This window comes from Novosphingobium cyanobacteriorum (assembly GCF_029436685.1).
Lineage (GTDB): Bacteria > Pseudomonadota > Alphaproteobacteria > Sphingomonadales > Sphingomonadaceae > Novosphingobium > Novosphingobium cyanobacteriorum.
Genome location: NZ_JAROCY010000005.1, coordinates 123784 through 138262, shown reverse-complemented (window position 1 = coordinate 138262; position 14479 = coordinate 123784). Strand labels below are relative to the sequence as shown.

Annotated in this window: 13 protein-coding genes; 9 read left to right on the top strand and 4 right to left on the bottom strand. The window is 66.5% G+C overall.

Going from position 1 to position 14479, the window contains the following annotated elements; all coding sequences use genetic code 11:
* Positions 1–966 (bottom strand): DnaJ C-terminal domain-containing protein, encoded by a 966-nt coding sequence (locus POM99_RS06880; RefSeq protein WP_277276117.1) that lies wholly within the window; start codon positions 964–966, stop codon positions 1–3.
* A 224-nt stretch (positions 967–1190) separates the two neighbouring features.
* On the opposite strand from POM99_RS06880, the gene pdxH reads away from it, so the two are divergent.
* Positions 1191–1799, top strand: coding sequence for a pyridoxamine 5'-phosphate oxidase (gene pdxH, locus POM99_RS06875; protein WP_277276116.1), 609 nt, complete (start codon positions 1191–1193; stop codon positions 1797–1799).
* Between the two features lie 10 nt (positions 1800–1809).
* Positions 1810–2796, top strand: a complete 987-nt coding sequence (locus POM99_RS06870) for a cation diffusion facilitator family transporter (RefSeq protein WP_277276115.1) — start codon at positions 1810–1812, stop codon at positions 2794–2796.
* Here POM99_RS06870 and POM99_RS06865 read toward each other — a convergent pair.
* Positions 2793–3917 carry a serine hydrolase domain-containing protein gene (locus POM99_RS06865; RefSeq protein WP_277276114.1) on the bottom strand — a complete coding sequence of 375 codons (1125 nt, stop codon included), beginning with the start codon at positions 3915–3917 and terminating at the stop codon, positions 2793–2795. The genes POM99_RS06870 and POM99_RS06865 overlap by 4 nt on opposite strands.
* Before the next feature lie 32 nt (positions 3918–3949).
* On the opposite strand from POM99_RS06865, the gene POM99_RS06860 reads away from it, so the two are divergent.
* Positions 3950–4309, top strand: coding sequence for a hypothetical protein (locus POM99_RS06860; protein WP_277276113.1), 360 nt, complete (start codon positions 3950–3952; stop codon positions 4307–4309).
* A gap of 3 nt (positions 4310–4312) precedes the next feature.
* Here the strand turns inward: POM99_RS06860 and mnmA are convergent, their stop codons facing one another.
* Entirely contained in the window at positions 4313–5458 is a 1146-nt protein-coding gene (mnmA, locus tag POM99_RS06855) for a tRNA 2-thiouridine(34) synthase MnmA (protein WP_277276112.1), read from the bottom strand.
* A gap of 140 nt (positions 5459–5598) precedes the next feature.
* On the opposite strand from mnmA, the gene POM99_RS06850 reads away from it, so the two are divergent.
* From POM99_RS06850 to POM99_RS06825, 6 genes are all read left to right on the top strand, one after another.
* Complete coding sequence (locus tag POM99_RS06850) at positions 5599–5961, top strand: hypothetical protein (RefSeq protein WP_277276111.1); 363 nt, start codon at positions 5599–5601, stop codon at positions 5959–5961.
* Positions 5958–6257, top strand: a complete 300-nt coding sequence (sciP, locus tag POM99_RS06845) for a CtrA inhibitor SciP (protein WP_225009973.1) — start codon at positions 5958–5960, stop codon at positions 6255–6257. The genes POM99_RS06850 and sciP overlap by 4 nt, the downstream gene beginning before the upstream one ends.
* Before the next feature lie 332 nt (positions 6258–6589).
* Complete coding sequence (locus POM99_RS06840; protein WP_277276400.1) at positions 6590–7786, top strand: efflux RND transporter periplasmic adaptor subunit; 1197 nt, start codon at positions 6590–6592, stop codon at positions 7784–7786.
* A 10-nt stretch (positions 7787–7796) separates the two neighbouring features.
* A complete protein-coding gene (locus POM99_RS06835) occupies positions 7797–10973 on the top strand; it encodes an efflux RND transporter permease subunit (protein ID WP_277276110.1) in 3177 nt (1058 codons plus the stop codon).
* 65 nt (positions 10974–11038) lie between these two features.
* The gene (locus POM99_RS06830; RefSeq protein ID WP_277276109.1) at positions 11039–12244 is read left to right on the top strand and encodes a DUF445 domain-containing protein; all 1206 of its coding nucleotides are present in this window, start codon (positions 11039–11041) and stop codon (positions 12242–12244) included.
* Complete coding sequence (locus tag POM99_RS06825; protein ID WP_277276108.1) at positions 12241–12756, top strand: GNAT family N-acetyltransferase; 516 nt, start codon at positions 12241–12243, stop codon at positions 12754–12756. Before POM99_RS06830 ends, POM99_RS06825 begins: the two co-directional genes overlap by 4 nt.
* Here the strand turns inward: POM99_RS06825 and POM99_RS06820 are convergent.
* The gene (locus tag POM99_RS06820; RefSeq protein WP_277276107.1) at positions 12753–14417 is read right to left on the bottom strand and encodes an ATP-binding protein; all 1665 of its coding nucleotides are present in this window, start codon (positions 14415–14417) and stop codon (positions 12753–12755) included. The genes POM99_RS06825 and POM99_RS06820 overlap by 4 nt on opposite strands.
* Between the last annotated feature and the right edge of the window lie 62 nt (positions 14418–14479).

Genomic DNA, 14479 nt, shown 5'->3' with positions numbered 1-14479 from the left:
TTACACTCCCAGCTTGCCGCGCACGTCGCGCTGGTCCTTCCAACCTTCCAAGCGGGCTTTCAGGTCCGCGTCTTCTGCAGGAATATCGACGATCAGCTTCACCAGCTGGTCGCCACGCTCGCCGTTCTTGCGGGTAAAGCCGCGCCCTTTGAGGCGCAGCGTCTTGCCGCTGGTGCTTCCGGGGGCAACCGTCAGCATGACTGCGCCTTCCACCGTCGGCACCTTCACCTTGGCACCGTGAACGGCCTCGTCGATGGTGATCGGCAGGTCCAGCCGGATGTTGTCACCGTCGCGTTCGTAGAACGGGTGCGCGCCGATTTCGATGGTCACGATGGCGTCGCCAAAGCCGCCGGGCCCCTGCTCGCCCTTGCCGCCAAGGCGCACCTGCTGGCCGTGCTCCACGCCAGCGGGCAGTTTCAGGTCGATGGTCTTGCCATCGCCCAGCGTGATCCGTTGCGGCGCGCGGGTGGCCGCGTCGATGAAGGACACCTGCAGGCGATAGGTGATGTTCGCACCCTTGGGCGGAGGGCCGCGGCGTCCGCCGCCAAAGCCGCCGAAACCACCGCCACCGCCACCGCCGCGACCGCCGAACAGGCCTTCGAAGATGTCGCCCACGTCAACGCCTTCGGGTCCGCCGCCGCCGAAGCCTTCGAAGCCATCGTGGCGATAGCCGCGCTGCGCGCCGCCGAACCCGCCACTGAAACCGCCGCCACCACCGCCGCCGAAGCCGAACGGCGCGGTGGGGTTGCCCTCGGCGTCGATCTCGCCGCGGTCAAAGCGGGCGCGCTTGTCCTTGTCGGACAGCAGGTCATAGGCGCGCGTCACCTCGGCGAACCGTTCGGACGCCTTGGGGTTGTCCTTGTTGCGGTCCGGGTGAAGCTCCTTGGCGAGCTTGCGGTATGCGGACTTGATGTCCTTCTCGCCCGCGCTGCGCGCGACGCCCAGGATGGAATAAGGGTCTGCCATGGCCACCTAGCTAGGGTTCCCACCGGTTCCCCGCAAGATAGCGTGGACCCGGTGGGCAGCTTTCCTACATCGCGACGATAAGATACGGTCTGCGCGATGAAATTGACCGCGATCATGGCCCCCCTCAAGCCAACCGGGCACAGCTGCGGCGAACCTGACGCCGGACGTGTTTTTGCCGTGCATCCGTGTCAACTGTGTCAACCTCGCAGCGAAAGTGTGTGACATTGGAACAGAATCCTGCCGACGCGATCCCGTCGGCCGATCCCTTCGACCTGTTCGAAGCCTGGTTTGCCGAAGCCCGGGGGAGCGAGCCCAACGATCCCAATGCGATGGCGCTGGCCACCGCCACGCCGCAGGGGCTGCCTTCGGTGCGGATGGTGCTGCTGAAGGGCCATGGGCGCGATGGCTTCGTGTTCTACACCAACTTCGAAAGCCGCAAGGGGCGCGAACTGGCCGCCAATCCCAACGTCGCCCTGCTGTTCCACTGGAAGAGCCTGCGCCGCCAGATCCGCATCGAAGGTCCGATCCGGCAGGTGACCGATGCCGAGGCGGATGCCTATTTCGCCAGCCGGCACCCGCAATCGCGCATCGGGTCCGCCGCCAGCGACCAGTCTCGCCCACTCCCCTCGCGGGAGGTGTACCTCGATCGCGTGGAGGCGCTTGAGGCGCAGTACCCGGATGGCGAGGTGCCGCGCCCGGCGCATTGGTCCGGTTACCGCGTGACGCCCACGGCGATGGAATTCTGGCAGGACCGGGAATTCCGCCTGCACGAACGCCGCCGCTTCACTTTCGCCGCCAGCGGCGGCTGGACCAGCACGCTGCTTTACCCCTAAGGCGCATGGCATGGACCAGACCACCACCGCCCCGCATGCCGACCTGAACCGCACGGCGGCGCAGGCCAGCATCGCCGTTGCCGCGCTGCTGCTGGGGATGAAGGTGTGGGCGGTGATCTCCACGGGCTCGACCGCGATGCTGGGCAGCCTGGCCGATACGGCGCTGGACCTCGTGGCGAGCATGGCGACGCTGCTGGGCGTGTGGGTGGCGGCGCAGCCGGACGATCACAACCACCGCTTCGGCCACGGCAAGGCCGAGGCGCTGGCGGCGATGTTCCAGGTGGTGCTGATCTCGATCTCGGCCATCGGCCTCGCCTTCCGCGCGGTCGGGCAGTTCCTGGGCAACGAGCAGGTGGCAGAGGCGGAGAGCGGGGTGATCGTCTCGGCCATCGCCATGGGCGCCACGCTGGCGCTGCTGGCCTATCAGCGCCACGTGATCCGCCAGACCAACAGCCTCGCCATCAGCACCGACAATGTCCACTACAAGTCCGACCTGTTCCTGAACCTGGCGGTGATCGCCGCGCTGGTGCTGGAAAAGTATGCCGGCCTGAAAGGATCGGACGCGGTCTTCGCCTTCGGCATCGCGCTGTGGCTGGCGTGGGGTGCCTGGGGCGCATCGCAGGAAGCGATCGAGCAGCTGATGGACCACGAATGGCCGATCGAGAAGCGCGAGCGCTTCCTGGCGGTGGTGGCCCAGCATCCCGAGCTGAAAGGCCTGCACGACCTGCGCACGCGCACCAGCGGCAACCGCGATTTCGTGCAGTTCCACGTCTGGGTGGACGGCCGCATGACGGTGACCGAGGCGCACCGGGTGATGGACGAGATCGAGGACAAGCTGATGGCCGAGTTCCCCGGCATCGAGATCCTGATCCATCCCGATCCCGAAGGACTGGTGGACGAGGCGCCGATCGGCGCGGCCGATCTTCTGACCGCCGGACCTGAGGGCGAGAGCCCGGCCCTGCTGGCACAGGGCGCCCCCCGCGAGGCCGGCGCCTAACGGTACAACTGGACGATATCGCCGAGGCGTTCGACCACGGGATCAAGGCTGTCCTCGGGCGTCATGCCCAGCCGCACCACCACCAGATGCTGCGTGGGCGAGACGATCACGTACTGCCCGAGGTGCCCTTCGCAGGCGAAGAGGTCGGAAGGGCCACGGTCGGGAAACAGCGAAGGCTTGCCGCTGGTCGGCGGGCGGTTGAGCCAGACCTGCGCGCCATATTGCTTTTCGCGCGGAGAGGGCGTGGTCATGAACTCGATCCACTGGCGCGGGATGATCTGCGCGCCGCGCACCGCGCCCTTGTTGCGCAGGAATTCGCCGAAGCGGGCCCAGTCACGCGCGGTGCCGTGGATCAGGCTGCCACCGATCAGGGTGCCCGCCGCATCGAATTCCGGCACCATCGACTTCATGCCCAGCGGCCCGAACAGGCGCGTGCGCAGGTAATCGGCCACGGCACGGCGGCGGCTTTCGGGATCGGGCTCGGGCGAGAGCACGCGTGCGGCAAGGTCGGCCAGGATCACGCTGGTGTTGCTCGAATAGACCCATTTCTGCCCGGGTTCGAACTGCAGCGGCTGCGATTCGGCATAGCGCGCCATGTCGTCTCGCCCGTCGAGGAACAGCATGCGCACTTCATCGGAACGGTAGGGCGGATCGCCCGCCTCGACATGGCGCAGGCCCGACCGCATCTGCAGCAGCTGGCGCAGCGTGATCTCGCCACGCGGATCGCCCGGTCGCTGCCATTCGGGCACCGGGGCGGTCTCGTCGAGCCGCAGGCGGCCGTCGGATACCAGCATGCCGGTCATCACCCCGGTGATCGTCTTGGCCATGGACCATGATACGAAGCGGGTGTTCTCGTGATAGCCGGGGGCATAGCGCTCGGCGACGATCCTGCCGTCACGCATCACGATCACGGCGCGGGTTTCGCCCATAGCCGCGTCGGTGAACAGGCGGTCCACCGCACGGGCAAGCCGTTCACGATCCACGCCGGGCTTGGCCGAGACGGCCTTCATCGCGGCTTCGGGCAGGGGCGGCGGCGCGCTGTCGCCCGCGTTGCCACCACAGCCGATCAGGGCTGGCAGGAGCAGCAGAGGGACGATATGGGGGAGGGAAAGGCGGGCCATCGCCGCCGTCCTTTCCTCCAGATCGACTGTCCGTGGCAATCGAAAACACGCCCCTCCTGTCTCATCCGCATTCCGTCCAGCCCAGCCGTCGGCGCTGGCTGTGGCTGCTTGTGCCGCTGGCGCTGGCGGCGCTCGGCTGGCTTTATTGGGTGCCGGTGCGTGGCTATTCACTGACCGCGGCGTCCTATGGCGCGCGGGTGGCCTGCTCCTGCCGCTTCGTGGGCGGCCGGCCGCTGGGTGATTGCCACAAGGACATGGAGCGCCAGATCGGCTGGGTCACCCTTTCCGAAGACGCCGAAGAGAAGTCGGTCACCGCATCGTTCCTGATGCTGGCGCGGCAGACCGCGACATACCGCGAGGGCTGGGGCTGCCAGCTGGAGCCGTGGAAATAGCGACTAGGTTGCCGGCGTGGTGGCTTCGATCCAGCCGCCGCCGACCACCCGATCCCCCGCATAAAGCACCGCCGCCTGGCCGGGCGCCACGCCGTATTCCGGATTGTGGAAGCGCAAGGTGGTGGTGGCGCCTTCACCGAAAGGACCATCGATCCCGACCGGCACGGGCCTGGCCAGCGAGCGCACCTTGGCCGTCAGCGGGCCGGAGGGCATCGGGCTGATGCGGTTGGTTTCGGTGATCGTGGCGCTGCCCACGGCGAGCAGGGCGCGCGGGCCGACCATGACCCGGCGTTCGGCAGCATCCAGCGAGACGACATAGAGCGGTTCGGGCTGGCCGCCGATCTCGAGCCCGCGGCGCTGGCCCACGGTGTAATGGATCACGCCCTTGTGTTCGCCGAGGACCGCGCCGCTCGTCGCATGGACGATCTCGCCCGGGGCGCTGCCGCCGGGGCGGACCTTTTCGACCACGCGGGCATAATCGCCATCCGGCACGAAGCAGATGTCCTGGCTGTCGGGCTTGGCCGCCACGCCGAGGCCGAGTTCGGCCGCGATCCGGCGCACTTCGGGCTTGGGCATCCCGCCCAGCGGGAAGCGCAGGAAGCGCAGCTGTTCCTCCGTGGTGCCATAGAGAAAGTAGGACTGGTCCCGCGCCGGATCGAGCGCGCGGTGCAGTTCCGGCCCCGAATCCCCGTTAACACGGCGTACGTAGTGCCCGGTGGCGAGGCAATCGGCCCCCAGTTCGCGCGCCATGGCCAGCAGATCGGTGAATTTCGGCCCCATGTTGCAGCGAATGCAGGGGATCGGGGTTCGCCCGGCGAGATAATCGTCGGCGAAACGTTCGACCACTTCTTCGCGGAAGCTGGATTCGTGATCGAACACATAGTGCGCGATGCCGAGGCGGTCCGCCACGGCGCGGGCATCGCGGATATCGTCGCCGGCGCAGCAGGCGCCTTTGCGGCCCGTAGCAGCCCCATAGTCATAGAGTTGGAGGGTCACGCCGATCACTTCGGCGCCGCTTTGCGCGGCGATCCCCGCCACGACCGAGCTGTCGACCCCGCCCGACATCGCCACGACGATCCGTCGCGCCTTGACCGGATTGGCCAGGTCGAACAGCGTGCCAAGGTCGGGAAGGGCGGAGATCCGGGACATCGCCGGGCCTTTAGCCGCTTTGCCGGGAAAGCGGCAGAGCAAATGCGCACAGATGGCTATTGCCTTGATTCACAATACCTAACCTTTGGTGAAGATGGGCTTTACCGTCCATTATTGGTCGGTGCGCTAAAGCCGTTCGCATGGACATGGGGTTCAAGGAAACGTGGCCGGTCGGCGCTGATTCGGCAGAGGGGCTCAGGCCGCTCAGCTGGCAGGCGCTTTGCGCGCAACTTGTCGTGGCGCAAGACCTGCGCCGCGAAGCCGCGCGCATGGCGGCAACCGCCGGGCTGGTGATTTCCGGCCGGCATTCATCCGGCAGCTTCCACAATCCGGCTGCAACGTTGCTGCAGCACGATGAAGCGAGTCGACCAGGAGAGGCTGAAAGGGTTGTTAACCCAATGCCTTCAGCGAATGGAAAAGTGACCGGACGCACAACCGAGGGCATTGGCGAAAGCCGCTTCTTCCCCCCTTCCGACAAGCTGAGCCGACGAGAATTGCCATGATCGAAAACCAGAAAATCAGGCCGGCGCAAGTGATCGGGCCCTTGGGCGAACCCCTTACGCTCGACAGCCTGCCACCGCCCACCACCACCCGCTGGGTCGTTCGCCGCAAGGCCGAGGTCGTTGCCGCCGTCAATGGCGGGCTGCTGACCATCGACGAGGTCTGCGAACGCTATGGCCTGACGCTTGAAGAGTTCGCTTCGTGGCAGCGCGCGGTGGACCGTTCCGGAATGCAGGGGCTGCGGGTCACCCGCATCCAGCACTACCGCGACCTGTACGAGCGCCAGTTGAAGTATTGACCGCCGGCTGCAGCTGCAGCCAGCGCTGTCCAATGCAGGTGCGGCCGTTCCCCCAGGGGAGCGGCCGCTCTGCTTTTCAGCCGCCGGGTGCAGTGCGATACAAAAAATTACAGATGCAACCGGGCAACACCTGCTGAAATGGCGCAAGTCCTTCGTCGAGCTGGAATTGCCACTCGTCGGATACGCGGTTATTCCTTGTATCGCATGGCACAAGAGCGTGCCGGCCCGCGCTTGCGGGTGGTGATTTACACAGGTAATACAGTTTGCCGGCGCAGGGGGCACCAGCCTGCCAGCCTGGGCAGCCTGACCGGGGACTGAGGCGCGTGAACGACATGAACTATGAGACGAGCATCGACAGAGAGGCAGCCATGCCGCTCGACGATGGCCTGTTGCCCGGCGAAGCCAAGGCCGGCCTGGGGCGCAAGCCCTGGGTGATCGGCATGGCCGTTGTCCTGCTGCTGGGCGGCCTTTACTGGTGGACCCATCGCAGTAGCACGGGCGCGGTCTCGGACTCGCAGAAGGACGCGCAGGCGCAGACCGTTTCGGTCATCACCCCCGGCAGGACGACCGTGGACGGCCAGATCACGGCCAGTGGCATTCTGGGCGCGCGCCGTGACCTGCCCGTCGGCATCGCAGGCGAAGGTGGCCAGGTGGTCAGCGTGCTGGTCGATGCGGGGGAATGGGTGCGTGCGGGGCAGGTGCTGGCGGTTGTCGACCGCAGTGTGCAGACCCAGCAGGTGGCCAGCCAGGCGGCCAACGTTTCGGTGCAGCAGGCCAATGCGCGGCTGGCGCAAGCCAACCTCGACCGTGCGCTGAAGCTGGTGGAAAAAGGCTTCATTTCAAAGGCCGACATCGATCGGCTCACCGCCACGCGCGACGCCGCCGTGGCGCAGGTTCGGGTGGCGCAGGCCACGCTGGGCCAGTTGCAGGCCAGCACGGCGCGGCTGAACATTGTCGCCCCCGCGGCAGGTCTGGTGCTGACGCGCGGGGTTGAGCCCGGCCAGATCGTGAGCCCGGGCAGCGGCATATTGTTCCGCATCGCCAAGGATGGCGAGCTGGAGATGCAGGCGCGGCTGGCGGAGAATGACCTTGCCCGCCTTTCGGTGGGCGTGCCCGCACAGGTGACCCCGGTTGGAACGCCGGCGGCGTTCAACGGGCAGATCTGGCAGCTGGCCCCGACCATCGACGCCACCACGCGCGAAGGCATTGCCCGCATCGCCCTGCCCTACAACGCGGCGCTGCGTCCCGGCGGCTTTGCCAAGGCCACCATCCGCAGCGGCACGGTGACGGCGCCGGTCCTGCCGGAATCGGCCATCCTTTCCGACCAGAATGGCGCCTATGTCTATGTGGTCAAGGCGGACAACAAGGTGGAGCGGCGCCCGGTGAAGACCGGCGACGTCACGCCGCAGGGCATCGTGGTGTTGCAGGGCCTGGCCGGCGACGAGCGCATCGTCCTGCGCGCGGGCGGCTTCCTCAATCCGGGCGACCCGGTGCGTCCGGTGGTCGTGCGCCCCGGCAGCGCGGGCTGAGCGCGGACCCATGAACTTCCGCAACATCTCCGCCTGGTCGATCCGCAACCCGGTGGTGCCGATCGTTATGTTCATCGGCCTGACGCTGGCCGGGATCGTGGCCTTCATGGGCATGAAGGTGCAGGACCAGCCGGACATCGAATTCCCGATGGTGATCGTGCAGATCAGCCAGCCGGGCGCGGCGCCGACGGAGATCGAGAACCAGATCACGCAGCGCGTGGAATCCGCGGTGCGCACCATCGCCGGCGTCGACACGATCACTTCGACCGCATCCGAAGGCAGCAGCCAGACGATGGTGATGTTCAAGATCGGCACCGACATCAATGCCGCCGTGAACGAGGTGAAGAACCAGGTCGACCAGGTGCGGGGCAACCTGCCTGAAGGCATCCTGGAACCGCAGGTGTTCAAGGCGGAGACGTCGTCCGATCCCATCGCCTATTGGGCGGTTTCGGCCGATGACATGACCATGGAGCAGCTTTCCTGGTTCGTGGACGACACCGTGGCGAAGCGGCTGCTGCAGATCCCCGGCATGGCATCGGTGGAGCGTGCCGGCGGCGTCAATCGCGAGATCGCCGTCACGCTCGACCCCATGCGGATGAAGGCGCAGGGCGTCACCGCGACGCAGATCAACGCGGCGCTGCGGCAGGTGAACCTGAACGCTGCGGGCGGCAAGGCCGAGGTGGCGGGATCACGCCAGGCCGTGCGCGTGCTGGGCAATGCGCGGACCGCCTTCGACCTTTCGCAGACCGAGATCAACGTGGGCGGTCGCTTCATCAAGCTGACCGACGTGGCCGACGTGCGCGACAGCTACAGCGAGATCACATCCATCGCCAAGACCGGCGGCAAGCCGGTGGTGACCTTCAGCATCGCCCGAGCCCGCGGCGAATCCGATGTCAGTGTCTATGATGCGGCGGTGGAGGAGCTGGGCAAGCTGCGCGCTGAACAGGGCAACAAGATCAAGTTCACCCAGCTGTTCACCAGCGTGGGCTACACCAAGGAACAGTACAAGACGTCGATGTCGGCGATGGTCGAAGGCGCGGTGCTGGCGGTCATCGTGGTGTTCTTCTTCCTGCGCGACTGGCGGGCGACGATCGTATCGGCCATCGCCATTCCGCTTTCGTCCATCCCCACGTTCTGGGTGCTCAGCCTGATGGGCATCACGCTGAACACCATGTCGCTGCTGGCGCTGGGTCTGGTCGCCGGCGTGCTGGTGGACGATGCGATCGTGGAGATCGAGAACATCGTGCGCCACATGCGTATGGGCAAGAGCGCATACCAGGCGGCGATCGACGCGGCCGACGAGATCGGCCTTGCCGTGGTGGCAACGACCTTCTCGATCGTCGCGGTGTTCTTCCCGGTGGCGCTCATGCCCGGCGTTTCGGGCCAGTTCTTCAAGAACTTCGGCTTTACCGTGGTGATCGCGGTGCTGTTCTCGCTGCTTGTGGCGCGCATGATCACGCCGATGGTGGCGGCCTATTTCCTGAAGGCGCATGGCGAGGAAGAGCACGGCACCGGCCCGATGATGGACCGCTACATGGCGGTGCTGCGCTGGTCGCTGGATACGTCGGACGCCCGGGCCTATCGCGCGCAACACCCGCGTCGCCGCTTCCGCGCGCGGTTGCGGGACCATCGCCTGTGGATGATGGGCATCGGCGCTGGCGCGCTGCTGCTCACGGGCGTGCTCTTCGTCACCATACCGACCCAGTTCTTCCCGGACACCGACAGCGATTTCAGCCGCATCTCGATCGAGATGGCGCCCGGCACCACGATCCGCCAGACCGAGCAGAAGATCGACGAAGTGCTCGCGCTGGTGAAGGACGAGCCGGAGATCGACGTCGCGCTCGAACGGATCAACGAAGGCAGCGGGCGCATCTTCCTTGAACTCAAGAAGGATCGCGAGCGCTCAAGCCTCGACTTCGAGCGCCAGTTGACACCGCGCCTGCAGCAGGTGGCAGACGCGCGCGTCAGCTTCTTGAGCAACACCGGCGGGCCAGGTGGTGGCTCCGGTCGGCCGATCAGCGTGATGCTTTCCGGATCGGACCCTGACAAGCTGCAGCGGGCTGCGCAGGAGCTGGTCAACCAGATGAGTGGTCTCAAGTCGGTTGTCGGGCCGCGCATCAGTGCAGACCTGCGGCGCCCGGAAATCGTGATCACGCCGCACCTCGACCTTGCCGCCTCGCTGGGCGTGACGACGCAGACGCTGAGCCAGGTGATCCGCATCGCCACGCAGGGCGAGATCGACCAGAACAGCGCCAAGTTCTCGCTTTCGGACCGCCAGGTGCCGATCCGGGTGAAGCTGCCCGAATCCTCGCGCCGCGACCTGTCGACGATCGAGGAACTGCCGGTGCCGACCGTCAGCGGCGGATCGGTTCCGCTGTCGCGTGTTGCGTCGATCAGCTTTGGATCGGGTCCGACCACGATCCAGCGCTACAACCAGAACCGCCGCATCTTCGTGGGCGCGGACCTGCCGCAAGGCGTGGTCAAGGGGACCGCGATGAACGAGATCAACGCCCTGCCGATCATGAAGAACCTGCCGCAGGGCGTATCGAACGCGCCGGCGGGCGAAGACCGTTGGCAGCAGGAAATGCTTTCGAACTTCCTGATTGCGCTGGTGGCGGGGGTGTTCCTGGTCTTCGCGGTGCTGGTGCTACTGTACCACCGGTTCATTTCGCCCTTGGTCAACATGGGTTCGCTGTTCCTGGCGCCGCTGGGCGGCCTGATCCTGCTGCTGCTGACCGGGCAATCGCTGTCGCTGCCGGTGTTCATCGGCATCCTGATGCTGTTCGGCATCGTGGCCAAGAACTCGATCCTGCTGATAGACTTCGCCATCGAGGAAATGGCCGCGGGCCAGTCCAAGCTGGCCGCGATCACCGAAGCCGGGCACAAGCGCGCGCAACCGATCGTGATGACCACCGTGGCGATGATCGCGGGCATGGTGCCTACTGCGGTTTCGATCGGTGGCGACGGTGGCTGGCGTTCGCCCATGGGCATCGTGGTGATCGGCGGACTGACGCTGTCCACGCTGCTGACCCTGCTGATTGTGCCTGCGGGCTTCAGCCTTGCCGATGGACTGGAAAAGCGGCTTGGCCCGTGGATCGGGCGGCGGGTGCTGTCCTATGACCCGCAGGCGGCGAAGGCTACCGGCGCGGGGAACCACGGCGCGGGCGAGGCATTCCCGGCGGAGTGAACGCCCCTCGTCCAGCATCCGCGCGTCTTGGCGCGGCCCTGTTTCCCGCAGACGGCGCGCGGCGCATGCGGCTGATCGCAACCGGGCTGCTTGTGGTGATGGCGGGGCTGTTCATCCTGGCCCGCCATATGGTGCCGGCCAGTGGCCACTGGGGATATCTGCGCGCCTTTGCCGAGGCGGCGATGGTGGGCGGCCTGGCAGACTGGTTCGCGGTGACGGCGCTGTTCAGGCGGCCGCTGGGCCTGCCGATCCCGCACACCGCGATCATCCCGGAGAACAAGGACCGCATCGCCGACACGATGGCCGCGTTCCTTCAGGCCAATTTCCTGACACCGCAGGTCGTGGCGCGCCGGCTCCAGTCTCTGGACGCCGCGGCCACTTTGGGCACGTTCCTGGCCAATCCGCGCGGCAGCGAAGGCCGGCTGCGCGAAGGCGCGACGACGCTGCTGGGGGATATCCTGGAATCGCTGGACCCCGACAAGTTGGGCGGCATGGCCAAGGGGGCGCTGCGCACGCAGATCGAACGGCTGGAACTGGCGCCCTTGCTGGGCCAGATGCTGGGCGCGGTGATCGCCGATGGCCGCCACATGCCGGTAATTGAAAGCGCGATCCGCCGGGCGGCGCTGGCCATCGAGGCGAACGAGGACCTGATCCGCACGATGATCCATGATCGCGCCAACGCGGTCCTGCGCTGGACCGGGCTGGACGAACGGCTCGCCAACAGCGTGCTGGAGGGGCTTTACAAGATCATGGCGGAAACGGTGGTCGTGCAGGATCACCCGCTCCGCCGGAAGATCGAGGAAGGGCTGAGCGATCTGGCGCATGACCTTGTGCACGATCCCGCCATGCGTGAACGCGTGGAGCGCATGAAGCGCGAGATGCTGGACAACCCAGCCTTTGCCACTTGGCTGGACGGCTTGTGGGAGCGGGCCCGCGCGCGGATGCTGGCGGCGGTCCGCAATCCGCAGGGAGTGCTGGCAGGGCAGATCGGCACATCGCTGGCCGACCTTGGCCGCGCGCTGCAGCAGGATGATCGGCTGAAGCTGCAGGTCAACCGCTTTGCCCGCCGCACGCTGGTGGGCGTATCGAGCCGGTATGGCGGGCAGATCGTGCGGCTGGTGTCCGAAACCGTGCGCCGGTGGGACGCGCGCACGGTGACCGACCGGATCGAGGGCGCGGTGGGCAGGGACCTGCAGTTCATCCGCATCAACGGAACGCTGGTTGGCGGCCTTGTGGGGGTGGCCATCCATGCGGTGGACATGGCGCTGTGACCGGGCCTGAGATTGCCACCGAACGGCTGGAGCTGTGGCGCCCGCAAGCCCGGGACCTGCCCGGTCTGGTAGACCTTCTGGCCGACGATGAAGTCCGCCGTTTCCTTGGCGCCCGACCGACTGGCGAGGTGGAGGAATTCAACCGCCTGATGCGCAATGCCGGCGGCTGGGCGCTTTATGGCCATGGCATCTTCACGGTGAGGCCGAAAGGCGCGGACGAGATCATCGGCATTGCCGGTGTGTTCCACTCATGGCGCGGCATTCCCGGTCTGGACGACGTGCCCGAGGCGGGCTGGATCTTTGCGCGCAAGACCTGGGGCCAGGGCATAGCCGGAGAGGCGATGCGGGCTGCGATCGCCTGGTACCGCGGCTCCCACGGCAACGGGCGAATCGCCTGCATGATCAACGAGCCGAACCTCGCCTCGATCGCGCTGGCGGAAAAGCTCGGCTTTCGCCGCTATGGCACCCATCCGCAGGGCGATGACATGCTGATCCTGCTGGAACTGGGCTAGACAGCGGCAGTCTCTTCGTCTGCCGGCATGAGCGAGGCGACCGCGACATGGAGCTGGTCGAGCGAGAAAGGCTTGGTCAGCACGGCCATGCCCGGTTCGATCCCGCCGTTCCCGAGCACGCTGGTTTCGGCATAGCCGGTCACGAACAGGGTGCGCAGGCCGGGCCGCATCCGTCGCGCCGCATCGGCCACCTGCCGGCCGTTGAGGCCCCCGGGAAGGCCGACGTCGGTGACGAGGAGGTCGGGCTCGGAGCCATTTTCAAGAAGCGCAAGAGCTTCCGGCCCATCGGCTGCACACTGGCAGTGGTAACCCATGGCATCGAGCGCATCGGCCAGCAGCATGCGCACGCTTGGTTCGTCATCGACGATCAGGGCGATGCCGCCACGGTTGGGCTGCATTTCCGGCGGCAGGCGCTCTGACGTGACGGCTTCTTCGGCAACATGATTGCGTGGAAGATAGATGCGCACGTCGGTGCCCTGGCCGACAGTGGAGCGGATGCGGACGATGCCGTGGCTCTGCTTGGCAAAGCCATAGACCATCGAAAGGCCGAGACCCGTCCCGCTGCCGAGCGGCTTGGTTGTGAAGAACGGCTCGAACACGCGCTCAAGGTCGTCTTGCGGGATGCCGACACCGGTATCGCTGACGGTGATCGCCACATAATCGCCCGCATCAAGGCCGCGCGCCAGCGCCTGTTCCTCGTCAAGCGGGAGATTGAGCGTGGCGATGGCGATCGTGCCCCCGGACGGCATCGCATCGCGCGCGTTGATGCACAGGTTCAGCAGCGCATTTTCGAGCTGGTTGGCATCGACCAGCGTGGGCCACAGGTCATCCGCGAGATGGAGCTGCACCGCAACCGATGGTCCGACCGTGCGCCGGACAAGATCGGCAAACTCCGGCAGCAGCGTGTTGATGCGCAAGGAACGCGGAGATAGCGTCTGCCGGCGCGAAAATGCGAGCAGGCGGTGCGTGAGCGCAGCTGCGCGCTGCGCCGCGCCGAGCCCGGCGGAGAGATATCTGTCGATATCCGCGCTGCGCCCCTGCTTCAGCCGCCGGTCGATCATCTCGAACGAGCCGGAAATCCCGGCGAGCAGATTGTTGAAATCGTGGGCAAGGCCGCCAGTCAACTGGCCCACCGCCTCCATCTTCTGCGCCTGACGCAACGCCGCTTCGGCCTGCTCGCGCGCGGCAAGCGCCTGCGTGACACGGGCTTCAAGCGTCTCGTTCAACTGGCGCAGCGCATCCTCGGCCCGGACCTGATCGGTCACGTCCTTGAACAGCACCGCCACCCGGCGATCTTCGAAGGGGCCAATGCGGAAGGACGAGACTTCCAGCGTCCGTGCGGTCTTGACCAGTTCGTTGCGGAAGCGGATCGGCTCGCCAGTGCGCAGCACCTTGCCATAGAAAGAAACCCAGGCGTCGGCCTCGTCCCCCACCATCTCGCGCAGCTTCTGGCCCACCACGTTGGGGATGCCGGTGTTGCGCTCGTACGCCTCGTTGGCGAGGATGTGGATGTAGTCGCTGAGCGGACCATGCGGGCCATCGAAGAATTCGATGACGCAGTACCCCTGATCCATGGATTCGAACAGCGTGCGGTACAGACCAAGGTCTGGCCCAGGCTCACCGTCGAGGTGCGGCACCGCGGGAAAACCGGGAGCGCTCACGCAGCGGCGCACATGGCAGAAGGACAAACTCCGGTCATCGCGCGCATAACGCAGTTGGCCGC

Coding starts and splice junctions, on each gene's coding strand:
- POM99_RS06880 (WP_277276117.1), bottom strand. CDS start 966: ATGGCAGACCCTTATTCCATCCTGGGCGTCGCGCGCAGCGCGGGCGAG.
- POM99_RS06870 (WP_277276115.1), top strand. CDS start 1,810: ATGGACCAGACCACCACCGCCCCGCATGCCGACCTGAACCGCACGGCG.
- POM99_RS06865 (WP_277276114.1), bottom strand. CDS start 3,917: ATGGCCCGCCTTTCCCTCCCCCATATCGTCCCTCTGCTGCTCCTGCCA.
- mnmA (WP_277276112.1), bottom strand. CDS start 5,458: ATGTCCCGGATCTCCGCCCTTCCCGACCTTGGCACGCTGTTCGACCTG.
- POM99_RS06850 (WP_277276111.1), top strand. CDS start 5,599: ATGGACATGGGGTTCAAGGAAACGTGGCCGGTCGGCGCTGATTCGGCA.
- sciP (WP_225009973.1), top strand. CDS start 5,958: ATGATCGAAAACCAGAAAATCAGGCCGGCGCAAGTGATCGGGCCCTTG.
- POM99_RS06840 (WP_277276400.1), top strand. CDS start 6,590: ATGAACTATGAGACGAGCATCGACAGAGAGGCAGCCATGCCGCTCGAC.
- POM99_RS06835 (WP_277276110.1), top strand. CDS start 7,797: ATGAACTTCCGCAACATCTCCGCCTGGTCGATCCGCAACCCGGTGGTG.
- POM99_RS06830 (WP_277276109.1), top strand. CDS start 11,039: ATGCGGCTGATCGCAACCGGGCTGCTTGTGGTGATGGCGGGGCTGTTC.